Genomic DNA, 17,696 nt, shown 5'->3' with positions numbered 1-17,696 from the left:
TCATTGACTGAATAACCGGCGCGTCGCCGCGGAGCCGGCGGGGATGCCGGCCTCCTCGAGCTTGGCGTAAAGCGTCATCAGTTGTTTTTCGATCGCCAGCAGCGCCGATTCGGGAAGCGGCCGACGCTGATCGTCGACGACACGCCCGCCGATGCGCTCGGCCAGCGACTTCGCATAGTCGCACATGAGCCTGAACGGCAGAATATCCTCGTCGGCCACCGGCACATCGAGAATCAGCGTGATCATCTGCCCGCCCTTGTAGGTCAGGTCATCGCGCAGGAAGTTGGTGTCGCCGAACTGCAGCATGAAAACGGGGCTTTGCCTAGCATCGAGCTTGACGAAGCGCGTACCGTCGCGCGAGAGCAGCAATCCGTCCTGGGAAGCCACGGCCTGCACGTAGTTGGCCGACCAGGGCGCCCCATCCGAGAGCACGTTGATCGACAACTGCGCGTCGCACTGCGCCGCGAAGCTGTCGAGTTCGCGCGCCATCGATACCGTTTCGAGCATGTCCGGAAATTCGGGCGCGCCGTCGACCGCGTCGGCGAACTGCTGCACCCCGGAGACGAATTCCGAGAACTCGAGCTCGTTCAACGCACCGCCGCGGTTCGCCAGCTGGACCGCCGCGCGCAGTTCGTCATAACGTTGCCCGTTTTGCAGCAGCTCCCAGGCGCCGGCGCCTTCGGCCTTGCCCTCGATATAGACGGGCTTGCTGCCGGCTCGGCGCAATCGCTGCGCGAACGGCACCGCTTTGTCGCCGGCAACGGAGCCGCCTAGCTTGATCGGCACCACGCAGTCGATGCGGCGATCGACGACATGCGGCGGCGCCGAGGAAATCGTCGTGGCAGCCGGCGCGACGGGCGCATCGGACATCTGCTCCGCGTGCCGCGCTCCTGGCACGTCGCGCGACAGATCGCCGTCGGGCACCGTCGCGTCCGCTTGAAGATCGGCCGGCGTGTCGAGCGGCGCGGCGCCGAAGCTCGGTTCGATCCTGGGCGCCTCGGCTGCGGCCGGCGCATCGGAGAGCGCCGGCTCGCGGCGAACGTTTGCGCGCGCGGGCTCGATAAACGGCCGCTCCTCCTCGGAATCGTGACGCGCAAGTGCTTCGGCGGCGTCGGGCGGCATCGGTCTTGGCATCCTGCGGCGCACTTTCGCCCCCTGCCATGCGTTGTATCCGACCACTCCCGCCACCACCACGGCGCCCGCGCCGATCAACCCGAGTGTCAACTCGTCCATGCACGCTCCATGAAGCACGTTCTTTCGTCGAGGGCGGCCGTGCAGTGTGCCGACCGCCGCTGTCGTTCGTTCAAGCCGTATTCTGTGCGAAACCGGCCGCGGTTTCCATGTCGACCGCCACGATGCGCGAGACACCCTGCTCCTGCATCGTCACGCCGATCAGTTGCTGCGCCATCTCCATCGCGATCTTGTTGTGCGAAATGAAGAGGAACTGCGTCTTTTCGGACATGGCGCGCACGAGATTGGCAAAGCGTTCCGTGTTTGCGTCGTCGAGCGGCGCATCGACCTCGTCGAGCAGGCAGAACGGCGCGGGATTGAGCTGGAACATCGCGAAGACGAGCGCCGTGGCCGTCAGCGCCTTCTCGCCGCCCGACAGCAAGTGGATGGTCGAATTTTTCTTGCCGGGCGGCTGGGCCATCACCTGCACGCCCGCATCGAGAATCTCGTCGCCCGTCATGATGAGCTTCGCCTGCCCGCCGCCGAAAAGACGCGGGAAGAGCTCGCCGAAATGCCGGTTGACTTCGTCGAACGTGCCTTGCAGCAGCGTACGGGTCTCCTGGTCGATCTTGCGGATGGCGTCTTCGAGCGTATCGATGGCGGCCGTCAGGTCGGCCGATTGCGCGTCGAGGAACGTCTTGCGCTCGGTCGCGGCCGCCAGCTCGTCGAGCGCCGCCATGTTGACGGGCCCCAACGCATTGATCGCGTTGTTGATGCGCGTCACTTCCCCTTGCAGGTACGACGGCTTCATATCCGGCGTCAACTTTTGCTGCAGCTCGGCTTCGTCGACACCCGCCTCGGCGAGTTGCTCGACGAACTGCTCGCCGGCGATGCGCGCCGCTTGCTCCTTCAACTGCAGTTCGGTGATGCGCTCGCGCAGCGGCTGCAGCGAACGCTCGGTCGTCAACCGCATTTCGTCGGCATGACGCAGCTTCGCCGTCAGGTCGTCGAGCTCGATGCGCGCGGCGCCGAGCGCGGCTTCCTTTTCGGCGCGCACGGCGAGCGCTTCCTGGAGGCCCGTATGCGCGGTCTGCTCGTTGATCGATTCCAGTTCCGCGCGGGCATCCTCGAGCGAGGCCGCGACGCGTTCGCTCTGTTCTTGCGCGATGTGAATGCTGCGCTTGAGCTCCTCGATCCGATTGGCCATGTTGCGCGCGGCGAAGCGCGCGTCGGTGGCCGCCCGGTCGAGATCGCGGGCCTCCGTGCGCGCCGCGCTCAGCGTTTCGTCGAGTGCTTCGAACGCGAGCTGATCGTCCTCGAAACGGGCCTGCAACGCGGCAAGCTCGCCGTCGTGGCGCTCGAAGTTCGCCTCGGATTCGGCGCGCTGCGCGCGCTGATCCTCGATCTGCGCGCCGATTTCGTCCAGTTCCTCGCGAATCTGCGTGCTGCGCTGGGTATAGCGCTCGTGCGCTTGCGTGAGCTTCAGCACGTCGAGCTGCAGCGCATGCACGCGCTGGGTCGCCCGCTCGAGCTGCGCGCGCGCATCGGCCAGCGCTTGCGTCGCCTGGGTGTGCGCCGCATCGGCGCGAATCGCCGCGGTCTTCGCCTCGTCCGCCAACAAAGTCTGCGCGCGCAATTGGCGTGTGAGGTTCTCGATCTCCTGCTCGCGGGCCAACATGCCGGCCTGCTCGGAATCCGCCGCGTAAAGCTGAACGCCTACACGCGTGAGTACGTGCCCCGCCTTGACGACGAAAGCCGCACCCTCCGGCAACTGCGTGCGCTGGGCGAGCGCCGAGCCCAGATCGTCGGCGACGTACACATGACCGAGCCAGTCGGCCAGCACCGCGCGCAGCCCCGCGTCGTCGATGCGCATGAGCGAGAGCAACGGCCGCAGGCCCGGGGCCTGCTCGCGCGGCACGCCAGCCGAAGGCGGCGCGTAGAACGCAAGCTTGGCCGGGGGCGCATCGCTCGCGAACGCCTTGACCCAGTCGAGATTGGAGATCTCGAGCGCGGCGAGCCGTTCGCGCAACACCGACTCGAGCGCCGTTTCCCAGCCCGTTTCGACATGCAGCTTCTTCCACAGACGCGGCAAACCTCCCAGTTCGTGTTTGTCGAGCCAGGGCTGAATCTTGCCGTCGGTCTGTACGTTTTCCTGCAAATGCTTGAGCGCGACGAGCCGCGCTTCGAGCTGATGGATGCGCGCCGTTTCCGTTTGCGTGCGCTCGTGCGCCTCGCGCCGCGCCGCATCGAGCGCCGGCAGCGCGCCCTCGGCCTCGGCCAGACGCGCCTGCGCATCGCGTTGGATCTCCTCATGCTCGGCAAGCTGCATGCGCCCTTCCTCGAGCTGCACCTCGTCCGGCGCGTCGAGGCCACCCGCCTCCGCCTTGAGGCGCTCGTGGCGCTGTTGCAACTGCTGCAACTGTTGATCGGCATTGCGCTGATGCGCTGCCTCGAGCTTGAGCGCCTGTTCGGTCTGGGCGATCTCGCCGCGCTCGTCGTTCAGCCGCGCCTGCGCATCGCGCCATTGCGCCTCGAGCGCCGGCAATGCATCGTGCTTCGCCGCCGCCGCGTCTTCGGCCAGCACTGCCTTTTCTTCGGCGATGGCAAGCTGTGCATCGGCATCCTCGAGCTCGCCGCGCGCCTTTTCGGCCTGCGCCTGCCATTGCTCGCGCTGCGCCGTCAGCGCCGCGATCTGGGCCTGCACGCGATTGCGCGACTCGACGATGAACTTGATTTGCGCTTCGAGCCGGCTCACCTCGGAATTCGCTTCGTACAGAGCGCCCTGCGCACCCTGCATTGCGTCGCTCGCGGCATAGTGCGCGACGCGCAACGTCTCCAGGTCGGCTTCGACTTCGCGCAGGCGCGCGGTCTGCGCCTCGAGATCGATTTGCGCCTCGGAAATGGCGCGCTGTTGCCGCGCCTGCTCGGCAGCGGCCTCGTTCTTGCGCAAGAGCCACAGCAGCCGCTGTTTTTCCTCGCCTTGCGCCTGCAGCGTCTTGAACTCGGTCGCGACGACCGCCTGCGCCTCGAGCTTTTCGAGGTTGGCGCTCAGTTCGCGGACGATGTCCTCCACACGCGTCAGATTCTCGCGCGTGTCGTGCAGGCGGTTCTCCGTCTCGCGGCGCCGCTCCTTGTACTTCGACACGCCGGCGGCTTCCTCGAGAAAGACCCGCAGATCTTCGGGCTTGGCCTCGATGATCCGGGAGATCATGCCCTGCCCGATGATCGCGTAGGCGCGCGGCCCCAGGCCGGTGCCGAGGAAGATGTCCTGAATGTCGCGCCGGCGCGCGGGCAGGTTGTTGATGTAGTAGCTCGACGTGCCGTCGCGCGTAAGCACGCGCTTCACCGCGATTTCGGCGTACTGCCCCCATTGGCCGGCCGCGCGGCCGTCGGCATTGTCGAATACGAGCTCGACGCTCGCGCGGCTGCCGGGCTTGCGCGCAGTCGAGCCGTTGAAGATCACGTCCTGCATCGACTCGCCGCGCAGCTCGGAGGCGCGCGACTCGCCCAGCACCCAGCGCACGGCATCGATGATGTTCGATTTTCCGCAACCGTTGGGCCCGACGACACCGACCAGTTGGCCGGGGACCTGGAAGTGGGTGGGATCGACGAAGGACTTGAAGCCAGCGAGTTTGATCGAGGTCAGACGCACGGCGATATCGCTGATTGAATAGGGGAAGGTCGAACGGACCGCGCAGCCGCATGGCCCGCGGGCAAGTGGCAATCATACCATCGCCCCAATCGCGTCCCGGCCCATCGAGCGACGCAGCGCAACGGGGCGAGCCAGGGCGGCTATAATGGCCGCCTTCTCGATCGTCGCCGCACCGCGGCCGAGCCTCGAGCGCGCTGGCGGGCTTGGCCCCGTAGGCGTCGCCGGATTCGGCATGGTAGCGGGCGAGCACAGCCGCTTTCGATTTCGTCAACGCCGAAGCCCAACGTGAACCCTCGACTCGACAGCCTCCAGCCTTATCCGTTCGAAAAGCTGCGCGCCCTGCTCAAGGACTCGGCACCGCCGAGCGCGCTGCCTCACATCAGCTTCGGCATCGGCGAGCCCAAGCACGCCACGCCGAAGGTCGTCACCGATGCTGTCGTGGCATCGCTCGATACGCTGTCGAACTATCCAGCGACGGCGGGCTCGCCCGCGCTGCGCGAGGCAATCGCGCGCTGGGCCTCCCGGCGCTATGGTCTGCCCGCGCTCGATCCGGCAACCGAAGTGCTGCCCGTGTCGGGTTCGCGCGAAGCGCTTTTTTCGCTTGCGCAAGCGGTGGTGGACGGCTCGCGCCCGGATGCGGTCGTGCTCTGCCCCAACCCGTTTTATCAGATCTATGAGGGCGCGGCGCTGCTGGCCGGCGCGCAACCGTACTTCGCGAACAGCGACCCGGCACGCAACTTCGCGTGCGACTACCGCGCCGTGCCGCGAGACGTCTGGTCGCGCACGCAGTTGCTGTATGTCTGCTCGCCGGGCAATCCGACCGGAGCGGTGCTGACGCTCGACGATTGGCGCGAACTGTTCGCGCTCTCGGACGAGCACGGTTTCGTCATCGCCTCGGACGAGTGCTACTCCGAGATCTATTTCGACGAAGCCAAGCCGCCACTCGGCAGCCTGGAGGCAGCTCACCGGCTCGGCCGCGGCTTCGAGCGTCTCGTCATGCTGTCGAGCCTGTCGAAGCGCTCGAACGTGCCCGGCATGCGCTCGGGCTTCGTGGCGGGCGATGCCCGATTGCTTCAACGCTTCTTGCTCTATCGGACCTATCACGGCGCCGCGCTTTCGCCTGTCTACCAGAGCGCGAGCATTGCCGCCTGGAGCGACGAAGCGCACGTGCGCGAAAACCGCGCGAAATACGTGAGCAAATTTTCGGCGGTCACGCCGATGCTTGCCGAGGTGCTCGACGTGAAGCTGCCCGACGCCGCGTTCTACCTCTGGGCCAACGTCGCACGCACCGGGCTCTCGGACACCGAATTCGCCCGGCGTCTTCACGCCGACTATAATGTGACCGTTTTGCCGGGCTCGTATCTCGCGCGCACCGCGCATGGCGTCAACCCCGGCCGGGATTTCATCCGCCTGGCGCTCGTCGCGAACGAGAGCGAGTGCGTCGAAGGCGCCCGGCGCATTGTCGATTTCTGCCGTTCGCTCGCTCGGTAGCGGTCGCGCCCGCGCGGCGGCTCGCCGCCGCCTGATTGCCGCACCGCTCAGCCGGGCCGGAACTGCCCATCCGATATCCACTTAGCCAAATCGAGACCATGTCGCAACAACTTCAGCAAATCATCGACACCGCCTGGGACAACCGTGCCGAGCTCTCGCCGAAGGCCGCGCCGGCCGAAGTGCGCGAAGCCGTCGCACATGCGATCGGCGAACTCGATCGCGGCGCGCTGCGCGTCGCCGAAAAGAAAGACGGTCAATGGGTCGTCAACCAATGGCTGAAAAAGGCCGTGCTGTTGTCGTTCCGGCTCGAGGACAATGCCCCGATGCCGGCAGGCGGCTACTCGCAGTTCTACGACAAGGTGCCTTCGAAGTTCGCCCATTACACGGCCGAAGACTTCGCGGCGGGCGGCTTTCGCGTCGTGCCCCCCGCCATCGCGCGCCGCGGTTCGTTCATCGCGAAAAACGTCGTGCTGATGCCTTCTTACACCAACATCGGTGCTTATGTCGACGAAGGCTCGATGGTCGATACCTGGGCCACGGTCGGCTCGTGCGCGCAGATCGGCAAGAACGTGCATCTGTCGGGCGGCGTCGGGATCGGCGGCGTGCTCGAACCGCTGCAGGCCAATCCCGTCATCATCGAAGACAACTGCTTCATCGGCGCGCGCTCGGAGGTGGTCGAGGGTGTGATCGTCGGCGAGAATTCGGTCATCTCGATGGGTGTGTACCTCGGCCAGAGCACCAAGATCTACGATCGCGAAACGGGCGAAGTCAGCTACGGCTACGTGCCGCCGGGCTCGGTCGTCGTCGCGGGCAATCTGCCCTCGAAGGACGGGTCGCATAGCCTTTACTGCGCGGTGATCGTCAAGAAGGTCGATGCCAAGACGCGTGCCAAAGTGGGCCTCAACGAGCTGCTGCGGGGCGATTGATGTCGGCCGCGCATACCGTCGTCTACGGCATTCCCAACTGCGATACCGTGAAGAAGGCGCGCACCTGGCTCGAAGCGCGCGGCGTGCCGTTCGAGTTTCACGATTTCAAGAAGGCGGGGCTGACCGCTTCGCTCGTGAACGCGTGGCTCGCCGACGTACCGTTGGAACTGCTGCTGAATCGCCGGGGCACGACGTGGCGGGGCCTCCCGGATGCCGCCAAGGCGGCCGCCGAGACGCGCGACGGCGCCGTTGCGCTCATGGTCGACAAGCCTTCCGTCGTCAAGCGCCCCGTGGTGGTGGTCGACGGCCGCGTGAAGACGCTCGGCTTTTCCGTCGAAGCCTACGAAACGCTTTTCGCGTAGCCCGGTGCCCCGGTGCACTGCCTGCCGCGCACCGGCGCGGCGTGCGTCGCACGGGACAACGCCTCGAACGCAACTGCCGGCCGCCGTGCGGCCGGCATTTTTTGTTGATACGGATTCGAATCCATGTCCGGCACCCTCGCCCTTACCGAACAGCTGATCGCGCGTGCATCCGTCACGCCCGACGATCAGGATTGCCAGCAGTTGCTGATCGAACGCCTGCAAGCCGTCGGCTTCACGTGCGAGACGATCGAAGCGCACGGTGTCACGAACTTGTGGGCCGTCAAGCGCGGCCGCAGCGGCGCAGGCGGAAAGCTGCTCGCGTTCGCCGGCCATACCGATGTCGTGCCGACGGGCCCGCTCGAACAATGGAGTTCGCCGCCGTTCGTCCCCACGCAGCGGGACGGCAAGCTTTACGGCCGTGGCGCGGCTGACATGAAGACATCGATCGCGGGCTTCGTCGTCGCGACCGAGGAGTTCGTCGCCGCTCACCCCGATCACGGCGGCTCGATCGCCTTTTTGATCACGAGCGACGAGGAAGGGCCCGCCACGTACGGTACGGTGAAAGTCGTCGAGGCGCTCAAAGCACGCGGCGAGACGCTCGATTACTGCATCGTCGGCGAACCCACGTCGGACGCGACACTCGGCGACGTCGTCAAGAACGGCCGGCGCGGCTCGATGTCGGGCAAGCTCACGGTCAAAGGGGTGCAAGGCCATATCGCCTATCCGCATCTCGCAAAGAATCCGGTTCATCTCCTGGCGCCCGCGCTGACGGAATTGGTTGCCGAACACTGGGACGCCGGCAACGAATACTTCCCCCCCACGACCTGGCAGGTCTCGAATCTGCACAGCGGCACCGGCGCGAGCAACGTGATTCCGGGGCGGGCCGAGTTGACGTTCAACTTCCGCTTCTCGACCGCGAGCACGGTCGAGGGGCTGCAACAGCGCGTGCATGCCATCCTCGATAAACACGGCCTCGATTACGAACTCGACTGGACCGTCAGCGGGTTGCCGTTTCTCACGCCGCGCGGCGAGCTGTCGAACGCGGTCGTCGCGGCCATCGGGCAGGAGACCGGCGTGAGCGCCGAGCTTTCGACGACAGGGGGCACCTCGGACGGACGCTTCATCGCGCGAATCTGCAAGCAGATCGTGGAGTTCGGCCCGCCGAACGGCAGCATTCACAAGATCGACGAACACATCGAGCTCGCTTTCATCGAGCCCCTCAAAAACATCTATCGGCGCGTGCTTGAAGCGCTGATCGCCTGATGCGCGAAGGAGCTGCAGCAATGACGACGCCGTTCATCACCGTTCGCGACCTGCTCCGTTATGCGGTCTCGCGCTTCAATGCCTCGGGGCTTGCTTACGGCCATGGCAGCGACAACGCCTACGACGAGGCTGCGTACCTGATCCTGCATACGCTGCACCTGCCGCTCGATACGCTCGAACCGTTTTTCGACGCCCGGCTGCTCGCCAGCGAGATCGAAGAAGTGCTCGCCGTGATCGCTCGCCGCGCCGACGAACGGCTGCCCGCTGCCTACATCACGCACGAAGCCTGGATGCACGGCCGGCGCTTTTACGTCGACGAACGCGTCATCGTGCCGCGTTCATTCATCGGCGAGTTGCTCGAAGACGGCCTGCAGCCCTACGTCGCGGACCCCGACGAAGTCGGCGCGGTGCTCGAACTCTGTACCGGTTCCGCATCGCTCGCCATCCTCGCCGCCCACGCGTTTCCGAATGCCGACGTGGATGCGGTCGACATCTCCGCGCCGGCGCTCGAAGTCGCCGCGCTCAACGTGACGGAGTACGGGCTCGAGGACCGCATTGCGCTGTTCGAAGGCGACCTTTTCGCGCCGTTGCCCGAACGCCGCTACGACGTCATCATTGCCAACCCGCCCTACGTGAACAGCGCATCGATGGCGGAGCTGCCGGCCGAGTATCGCCACGAGCCGGCCCTCGCGCTTGCCGGCGGCAACGACGGCATGGATATCGTGCGCCGCATCGTCGGGGAGGCGCGCAACTGGCTGACCGAAGAAGGTGTGCTCATCGTCGAGATCGGCAACGAGCGCGCACATGTCGAAGCGGCATTCGGCGGGCTCGATCTCGTCTGGCTGCCGACGAGCGCAGGCGAAGACAGCGTGTTCCTCCTTTCGGCGAACGATTTGCCGGCACCCTGAGGCACGCTTCGGCCTCACCCTCTTCCGCCCGCGTTTCGGTAAGATGCGCACGGGCGATGCGCGTGTCATCGCGGACGGAACAGGCTGTCTCATGCACTTCGAATTCAACTGGCTTTCGCTCGGCAGTCTCATCTTTGCGGCGCACGTGCTTGGCGCCGTCGCCGCTTGCCATGCGATCTTGCACACGCGCACCTCGCAAGGCGCCATCGCCTGGGCCGTCTCGCTCGTGGCGATGCCGTATTTCACGGTCGTTCCGTATCTTTTTCTCGGACGAAGCAAGTTCGCCGGCTATGTCGACGCGCGCCGGGTCGAGAACGAGCTGGTACGCTCGCGCGCCCACCCGCAGACCTGGGATACGAGCGCCTCGACGGCCGGCGCGCCCGCCGAGGCGCTCGGTCACCATGTCGTGCGCTCGCTGGCAAGCCTGAGCGGCATGCCGTTTCTGCCCGGCAACAGCGCACGCACGCTCGTCAACGGCGACGCGACGTTCGCCGCCATCCTCGACGCCATCGAGCACGCACAGCGCTACGTGCTCGTGCAGTTTTTCATCGTGCGCGACGACGCGCTCGGAAGAATGCTGAGGGATCTGCTCATCGCCAAAGCGGCCGCGGGCGTTCGCGTATCGTTTCTCTACGACAGCATCGGTTCGTTCGATCTGCCGCAGCACTATGTCCTGGCGCTGCGCGCGGCCGGCATCGACATCCATCCGTTTGCGACGAACCGGCGCTTCGTCAACCGCTTCCAGTTGAATTTTCGCAATCACCGCAAGATCGTCGTGGTGGACGGCGAACGCGCATTCGTCGGCGGCCATAACGTCGGCGTGGAGTATCTCGGCGGCAATCCGCGCCTCTCGCCCTGGCGCGATACGCACATCGAGTTGCGCGGGCCTGTGGTGGCGAGCGTGCAGTTCGTGTTCATCGAGGATTGGCACTGGGCCACGCAGGATCTGCCGCAACTGCCGCCGTCGCAAGCCGAGCAACCCGAGGCGGTGGGCGACATGCACTGTCTCGTCGTCGCACCGGGCCCCGCCGACAAGTTCGAAACCGGCTCGCTGTTTTTCGTGGAGGCGATCAATGCCGCCCAGACGCGCGTCTGGATCACGTCGCCCTATCTGATTCCCGACGAGGCGGTGTTCTCGGCGTTGCGGCTCGCCGTGATGCGCGGCGTCGATGTCAGGATCCTGATCCCGAGCCGCCGCGATCACTACGTGGTGTTCGAGGCATCGAAGCTGTATGCCTACGATCTGCTGCGGGCGGGCGTACGCATTTTCAGGTATCGGCCGGGCTTCCTTCACCAGAAGGTCGTGCTGATCGACGATATCGCCGCCGCGATCGGTAGCGCAAATCTCGACAATCGCTCGTTTCGCCTCAATTTCGAAATCATGGTGCTGACGATCGATCCTGGCTTTGCCCGCGAAGTCGAGGCCATGTTGCTTGACGACTTCGAACAGTCCTACCAAGTCGAGCGCAGCGAATACCACGATGCACCCGCGCGGCGGCGGATTCTGATGCATGTGGCTCGGCTTTTTTCGCCGATTCTGTGATGCACCGGCGCAGGGGCAAGCAGGGTGCCGCTTTACAGCAACGCCTCGATATCGCCCTCGAGTTCTTCGGGCTTCGTGGCCGGCGCATAGCGCTTGACGACGCGGCCGCTACGATCGACCAGAAACTTCGTGAAATTCCATTTGATCCAGCGCGTGCCGAGCACTCCTGGCGCCTGCCGCGTCAGATAGCGGTACAGCGGATGCGCGTTCGGTCCCTTGACATCTATTTTTTCGAACATCGGAAAGGCAACACCGTACTGCTTCTCGCAAAAGGTGCCAATCTGGGCCGCGTCCCCGGGCTCCTGCTTGCCGAATTGATTGCACGGAAAGCCCAGCACTTCGAAGCCGCGCGCGGCATAACGGTCATGCAGGCGTTGCAAGCCGGCATACTGCGGCGTGAACCCGCACTCGCTGGCCGTGTTGACGATCAACAGCACCTTGTCCCGGTAGCGTTCCAAGCTCACCGGCTCGCCGCCGAGTTCGCGTGCGGTAAATTCATAAAGCGATGTCATCGTGCCCTCTCCTGCGTTATCGTTCCCGACGAACCGGCAGTCTATGCGATATCGGGGCCAAACTGAGCGCGCCCGATCACGGCAGCCCCGTCTAAAATAGCGTTTTTCGAGCCGTCAAATTCCGTCGTGATCCGTTTCAACCAATTCAGCCTCTCGCGCGGCGTCAAGCCCCTTTTCGAAGCCACGTCGTTCGCCCTCAATCCGGGCGAGAAAGCCGGACTCGTCGGCGCGAACGGCGCGGGCAAGTCGACGCTCTTTGCCGTCTTGCGCGGCGAACTGCATGCCGACGCGGGCGATGTTTCGCTGCCGCCTACCTGGCGCATCGCGCATGTGGCGCAAGACACACCGGCCGCCCAGAAATCGGCCCTCGAATATACGCTCGACGGCGACGCCGATTTGCGCGAGGTCGAAGCGCGCATCGCCGCGGCCGAACGCGCCCATGACGGCGAGGCCCTCGCCCACGAGCATGCAGCCTTCGCCGATGCGGACGGCTATACGGCGCCCGCCCGCGCCGAGGCGCTGCTGCTCGGCTTGGGCTTTACGCTCGCGCAAACGCGCGAAAGCGTCGCGAGCTTTTCGGGCGGCTGGCGCATGCGGCTGAACCTCGCGCAGGCACTGATGTGCCGCTCCGATTTGCTGCTGCTCGACGAGCCGACGAATCACCTCGATCTCGACGCGATCGTCTGGCTCGAGGACTGGCTGCACCGCTACCCCGGCACACTGATCGTGATTTCGCATGACCGCGAGTTCCTGGACTCGGTCTGCAACGTCACGCTGCATCTGGAGAACCGGCGGGTGACGCGCTACGGCGGCAACTACTCGCAGTTCGAGATCCTTCGCGCGCAGCAGCTTGCGTTGCAGCAAAGCGCCTACGAGAAGCAGCAAAAAACGGTCGCCCATCTGCAAAGCTTCATCGATCGCTTCAAGGCCAAGGCCACCAAGGCCCGGCAGGCGCAAAGCCGCATGAAGGCGCTCGAGAAAATGGAGCTCATCGCGCCGGCTCACGTGGCGTCGCCTTTCACGTTCGAGTTTCGCGAGCCCGATGCCGCGCCGAATCCGATGCTCGTCATGGAGGACGTACGGTGCGGTTACCGTGGCGATGGCGGCGATGGCGGCGATATCGACATCCCGATCCTCGAAGGCGTGACGCTGTCGATCCAGAACGGTCAGCGCATCGGGCTGCTGGGCGCGAACGGCCAAGGCAAGTCGACGCTCGTCAAGACACTGGCTGGCACGCTCGAACCGCTCGCGGGCTCGATGCATCAAGGCCGCGGGCTCGTGATCGGCTACTTCGCCCAGCACCAGCTCGAAACGCTGCGGCCCGACGATTCGCCGCTCGCCCATCTGGCGCGCATCGCTCCCGATGCCCGCGAACAAGTGCTGCGCGACTTCCTGGGCGGCTTCAACTTTTCCGGCGACATGGCGAGCGCGCCCATTGCACCGTTCTCGGGCGGCGAAAAGGCGCGGCTCGCGCTGGCGCTCATCATCTGGCAAAAACCGAATCTGCTGTTGCTCGACGAGCCGACGAATCACCTCGATCTCGAAACACGGCACGCATTGACCATGGCGCTTGCGCAGTTCGAAGGGACGCTGATCCTCGTTTCGCACGACCGGCATCTGCTGCGAGCGAGCACCGATCAGTTCATGCTCGTCGCGCATCACCGTGTCGAGCCGTTCGATGGCGATCTCGACGACTATCGCGACTGGCTCCTCGAACACGCCGCGCAAGCGCGCAGCGCGGCCCGAGCGGCGCATGCCGAGGCTGGCGACGCGGTGGATGGCCTCACGGCCGGCGCGGCCAACCGCAAAGATCAGCGCCGCCAGGAGGCGCAGGTTCGACAGAAACTCGCGCAACTGAAAAAGCCGTTGCAAACGAGGATTGCCAGAATCGAGAAAGAGATGGAAACATTGAACACGCAAAAGGCAGCGCTAGACGCGTTCGTCGCGGATGCGGCCAGCTATGAGCCCGCCATGAAGGCCCGGCTGACCGAGACGCTCAGGCAGCAAGCCGATGTCCAATCGCGCCTGGAGACGCTCGAAGCTCAGTGGCTCGAAGCGCAGGAGGAACTCGAACAGATAGGCTAGCGCCCGGGCGCGGGCGCTCATTCGACCGAGAGGAGGTGTGCTCTTGACTGCCCCGTTGCGAGGTCTGCGCGTGCTGGACCTTACCCGTTTGCTGCCCGGACCGCTCGCCACCTTGCGGCTGGCGGAGCTCGGCGCCGACGTACTCAAGATCGAAGAGCCCGGAGCCGGCGACGGCGCGCGGGCGATGCTGCAAAGCGCGGCGGACCGGTCCGCGGGCCGGCCGAGCGCGTTTTACCGGCTCGTCAATCGCGGCAAGCGTGAAACGCGGCTGGACCTGAAGAGCGAGACGGGCCGCACGGTGTTGCGCGCGCTCGTACGCGAATCGCACGTACTCGTCGAGAGCTTCCGGCCCGGCGTGATGGCCCGCCTGGGGCTCGATTACGCAAGCCTCGCCAAAATCAATCCCAAACTGGTCTACTGCGCGATCACCGGCTATGGTGCAAATGGGCCCTTTGCGCATCGGCCCGGACACGACATCAACTATCTGGCTTACGCCGGTGTCCTCGATCAAATCCGAGGGGCGGACGGCACGCCCGTCATTCCCAACATTCAGATCGCCGATATTCTCGGCGGCGCATCGACGGCGCTCACCCAGATTCTTGCCGCGCTATGGCAGGTCACACAGGGAGGCGGCGGCTCGTTTCTCGACATATCGATGACGCATGCCATCCGCGCCTGCAACGTCGTGGCCCACGCCACACTCGAGAATGCCGGCGGGCAGCACGCCGCATCGGCGGAGCTCGCCGCCGGACACGGACTGATGAACGGCGGCGCGCCTTGCTACAACGTCTACAAGACGGCGGACGGACGCTGGCTGGCCATCGGCGCGCTGGAACTCAAATTCTGGGAGAAGCTGTGCCGCGCATTGGGGCGCGAGGATTGGACGAGTCGCCACTGGTGCCTCGGTCAGGCGGCGGGCGGCGCCGACGCTGCATCGCTGACGCACGAGCTGGCCGCGCGCATCGCCAGCCAGCCGCTTGCGGCCTGGCTCGCATTGCTCGAGCCGCTCGATTGCTGTGTGAGCCCCGTATTGACCGTCGATGAAGCGCGCCAGCACCTGTTGTTCACGACAACGGACGCGGACTCGTAGCGCGTACTTCGCGCGCCCGCGCCTGCTATATGCGCTCGCTGCGCAGGGCGCTATGCAGCTAGCGGCTACTCCAGCTCCTTGACGCGGCCGATCGCCTCGTCGATTCGCTCGACGGCCAATACCTGCAATCCCTCGATCGTCTGCTTCGGCGCATTCGCCTTCGGAATCAGCGCCGCCGTGAAACCGAGCTTGGCCGCTTCCTTGAGCCGTTCCTGGCCCCGCGGCGACGGCCGGATTTCACCGGCCAGACCGACTTCGCCAAACACGATCAGCCCTTTCGGCAGCGGCTTGTTGCGCATCGACGAGTGGATCGCAAGCAAGACAGCCAGATCCGCGGCCGGCTCCGCGATCTTCACGCCGCCCACCGCGTTGAGGAACACATCCTGATCGAAACAGGCGATGCCGGCATGCCGATGCAGCACGGCAAGCAGCATCGCGAGCCGGTTTTGCTCGAGCCCGACGGCCAGACGGCGCGGGTTCGGCACATGCGCCGTATCGACGAGCGCCTGAACTTCGACCAGTAGTGGCCGCGACCCCTCTTGCGTCACGAGCACGCACGAGCCCGGTACGATCTGCTCGTGCTGCGAGAGAAAAAGCGCCGAGGGATTCGCCACGCCGCGCAGCCCGCGTTCCGTCATCGCAAAAACGCCGAGTTCGTTGACGGCGCCAAAACGGTTCTTGAACGCACGCACGAGCCTGAACGACGAATGCGTATCGCCTTCGAAGTAAAGCACCGTGTCGACGATATGCTCCAGCACGCGCGGGCCGGCAAGACTGCCCTCCTTCGTCACGTGGCCGACCATGACGACGGTCGTCCCCGATTGCTTGGCGAGCCGCGTGAGCTGTGCCGCACACTCGCGCACCTGGGCGACGGAGCCCGGAGCCGAGCTCAGCGCGTCGGAATAGATCGTTTGAATCGAATCGACGACGGCGACATCGGGCCGCTCCGCCTCGATCGCCGCCTGGATCTTTTCCAGCTGAATCTCGGCGAGCAGCCTCAGCTCGGCCGCCTTCGAGCCTGGCTCCACAAGCGCCAGCCGCTGCGCACGCAAGCCGATCTGGGCCGCCGATTCCTCGCCGCTGATATAGAGTGCGCGGCGCTCTTCGGCCAGCGCGGCGAGCGACTGCAGGAGCAGCGTCGATTTGCCAATGCCGGGATCGCCGCCGATCAACACAACCGCACCTGCGACGAAGCCGCCCCCCAGCACGCGGTCGAACTCCCCGATGCCGGTGGAAAATCGCGGCACGTCGGCCGCTTCGATATCGGCGAGCCGTTGCACGGGGGCGGTTTTCGCGAGCGATTGGAAGCGATGCGCGCCGGCGGCCGGTGCGACCGTCTCGACGAGCGTGTTCCATGCTCCGCAGGCCGGGCACTGCCCTTGCCACTTGGGAGATTGTCCGCCGCACTCGGTACAGCTATACGTCGTTTTTTGTTTTGCCACGCGCTATGGGTCCGCTATCCGGCGGTGCCGGTTCTGCCGTTCTAGATGGTTTCAATGGTGGTCGACGGGTACAACGCAACAGGTGCGAAGCTATTCCGCGCGCACGGGCACGCGTTGCGCCACAGCGCACATGAGCTCGTAGCCGATCGTGCCGCAGGCGCGCGCGACATCGTCGATCGGCACCTGCGCGCCCCAGAGCTCCACGCGCGAGCCGACATTGGCCGCCGGGCACGGCGTGAGATCGACCGTCAGCATATCCATCGAAACACGTCCGATCACGCGCGTGCGAATGCCGTCGACCACGATCGGCGTGCCGTCGGGCGCACAGCGCGGGTAGCCGTCGGCGTAGCCGCAAGCCACGACCCCGATGCGCATCGGGCCCGGGGCCGAGAACGCCGAGCCGTAGCCGACGGTCTGCCCGGCGCTCAGCGTTTGGACGGCGATCAGCTCCGAGGCGAGCGTCATGGCCGGCTGCAGGCCGGTGCCTTCGATCGCGGCGGTGACGCCCGAGGGCGATGCGCCGTAAAGGATGATGCCGGGGCGCACCCAGTCGAAATGCGCGCCAGGGTGCCAGAGCGTGGCGGCCGAGTTCGCAAGACTGCGCGCGCCCGCGATTCCTTCGGCACCGCGTTCGAATGCCGCGAGTTGCTCGTCGACGCCGCGCTTGCCGTCCGCATCGGCAAAATGCGTCATCAACGCGATCTGACCGACTCCGGGGCACGCGCGCGCCCGTTCCCAGGCGGCCCGGAACTTCTCGGGCGTATACCCGAGCCGGTTCATCCCCGTATTCATCTTGAGTTGAATGTTGACGGGCTTCGAGAGCCTCGCCATTTCGAGCATGCGCAACTGCTCGTCGCAGTGCACCGTCGTCGTGAGGCTGTACCGGTCGATCACGTCGATGTCGGTAGGCCGGAAAAAACCCTCAAGCAGGAGAATCGGACCGGCCCAGCCGAGCTCGCGCAACTTGGCCGCCTCTTCGAGGTCGAGCAGACCGAAACCGTCGGTTGCCCGCAGGCCCGGGAACGCACGGGCCAATCCGTGGCCATAGGCATTGGCTTTGACGACTGCCCAGACCTTGGAGTTCGGCGCGTGGCGGCGGGCGACAGCGAGGTTGTTGGCCAGGGCGGCGGTATGGATCGTGGCGAGAAGCGGGCGCGGCATGGGTGTTTTCGTAAGAACTTAAGGGCGCAAGCAGGCGCTATCGGGCGCTCGTGGCGCTCCTTTCGCGCGGGTGAACGGCCGCTGGCGCCGC

General features: G+C 65.6%; 13 protein-coding genes. 8 read left to right on the top strand and 5 right to left on the bottom strand.

Going from position 1 to position 17,696, the window contains the following annotated elements:
• Together VGL01_RS21025 and smc are read right to left on the bottom strand one after the other, a co-directional pair.
• A complete protein-coding gene (locus VGL01_RS21025; protein ID WP_331572771.1) occupies nt 1–1,233 on the bottom strand; it encodes a cell division protein ZipA C-terminal FtsZ-binding domain-containing protein in 1,233 nt (410 codons plus the stop codon).
• A gap of 70 nt (nt 1,234–1,303) precedes the next feature.
• Nucleotides 1,304–4,822 (bottom strand): chromosome segregation protein SMC, encoded by a 3,519-nt coding sequence (gene smc, locus VGL01_RS21020; protein WP_331572769.1) that lies wholly within the window; start codon nt 4,820–4,822, stop codon nt 1,304–1,306.
• Between the two features lie 285 nt (nt 4,823–5,107).
• Here smc and dapC point away from each other — a divergent pair, with 285 nt between their 5' ends.
• The 6 genes from dapC (at nt 5,108) to cls (ending at nt 11,315) form a co-directional block, all read left to right on the top strand.
• Nucleotides 5,108–6,313 (top strand): succinyldiaminopimelate transaminase, encoded by a 1,206-nt coding sequence (gene dapC, locus VGL01_RS21015; RefSeq protein WP_414720316.1) that lies wholly within the window; start codon nt 5,108–5,110, stop codon nt 6,311–6,313.
• A gap of 98 nt (nt 6,314–6,411) precedes the next feature.
• A complete protein-coding gene (gene dapD, locus VGL01_RS21010) occupies nt 6,412–7,239 on the top strand; it encodes a 2,3,4,5-tetrahydropyridine-2,6-dicarboxylate N-succinyltransferase (RefSeq protein ID WP_331572767.1) in 828 nt (275 codons plus the stop codon).
• On the top strand, nt 7,239–7,601 hold the full coding sequence (locus tag VGL01_RS21005) for an ArsC family reductase (RefSeq protein ID WP_331572765.1): 363 nt from the start codon (nt 7,239–7,241) through the stop codon (nt 7,599–7,601). The genes dapD and VGL01_RS21005 overlap by 1 nt, the downstream gene beginning before the upstream one ends.
• 123 nt (nt 7,602–7,724) lie before the next feature.
• Nucleotides 7,725–8,864, top strand: a complete 1,140-nt coding sequence (gene dapE / locus VGL01_RS21000; protein WP_331572763.1) for a succinyl-diaminopimelate desuccinylase — start codon at nt 7,725–7,727, stop codon at nt 8,862–8,864.
• Between the two features lie 20 nt (nt 8,865–8,884).
• Nucleotides 8,885–9,772 carry a 50S ribosomal protein L3 N(5)-glutamine methyltransferase gene (gene prmB, locus VGL01_RS20995; protein WP_331572761.1) on the top strand — a complete coding sequence of 296 codons (888 nt, stop codon included), beginning with the start codon at nt 8,885–8,887 and terminating at the stop codon, nt 9,770–9,772.
• 91 nt (nt 9,773–9,863) lie between these two features.
• Nucleotides 9,864–11,315, top strand: coding sequence for a cardiolipin synthase (cls, locus tag VGL01_RS20990; RefSeq protein ID WP_331572759.1), 1,452 nt, complete (start codon nt 9,864–9,866; stop codon nt 11,313–11,315).
• A 32-nt stretch (nt 11,316–11,347) separates the two neighbouring features.
• Here the strand turns inward: cls and VGL01_RS20985 are convergent, their stop codons facing one another.
• On the bottom strand, nt 11,348–11,827 hold the full coding sequence (locus VGL01_RS20985) for a glutathione peroxidase (RefSeq protein ID WP_331572757.1): 480 nt from the start codon (nt 11,825–11,827) through the stop codon (nt 11,348–11,350).
• 126 nt (nt 11,828–11,953) lie between these two features.
• Between VGL01_RS20985 and VGL01_RS20980 the strand changes: the two genes are divergently transcribed.
• The gene (locus VGL01_RS20980; RefSeq protein ID WP_331572755.1) at nt 11,954–13,912 is read left to right on the top strand and encodes an ATP-binding cassette domain-containing protein; all 1,959 of its coding nucleotides are present in this window, start codon (nt 11,954–11,956) and stop codon (nt 13,910–13,912) included.
• Nucleotides 13,913–13,949: 37 nt separating this feature from the next.
• Nucleotides 13,950–15,002, top strand: a complete 1,053-nt coding sequence (locus VGL01_RS20975; protein ID WP_331572753.1) for a CaiB/BaiF CoA-transferase family protein — start codon at nt 13,950–13,952, stop codon at nt 15,000–15,002.
• Nucleotides 15,003–15,067: 65 nt separating this feature from the next.
• Here the strand turns inward: VGL01_RS20975 and radA are convergent, their stop codons facing one another.
• Together radA and alr are read right to left on the bottom strand one after the other, a co-directional pair.
• The gene (gene radA / locus VGL01_RS20970; RefSeq protein WP_331572751.1) at nt 15,068–16,444 is read right to left on the bottom strand and encodes a DNA repair protein RadA; all 1,377 of its coding nucleotides are present in this window, start codon (nt 16,442–16,444) and stop codon (nt 15,068–15,070) included.
• A gap of 90 nt (nt 16,445–16,534) precedes the next feature.
• Nucleotides 16,535–17,605: an alanine racemase gene (gene alr / locus VGL01_RS20965; RefSeq protein ID WP_331572749.1), complete on the bottom strand. Its 1,071-nt coding sequence runs from the start codon at nt 17,603–17,605 to the stop codon at nt 16,535–16,537.
• Between the last annotated feature and the right edge of the window lie 91 nt (nt 17,606–17,696).

The sequence above is a fragment of the Trinickia sp. genome (assembly GCF_036503415.1).
GTDB lineage: Bacteria > Pseudomonadota > Gammaproteobacteria > Burkholderiales > Burkholderiaceae > Trinickia.
The sequence above is the reverse complement of the archived record's forward strand: the minus strand, read 5'-3'. Positions and strand labels throughout refer to the sequence as shown.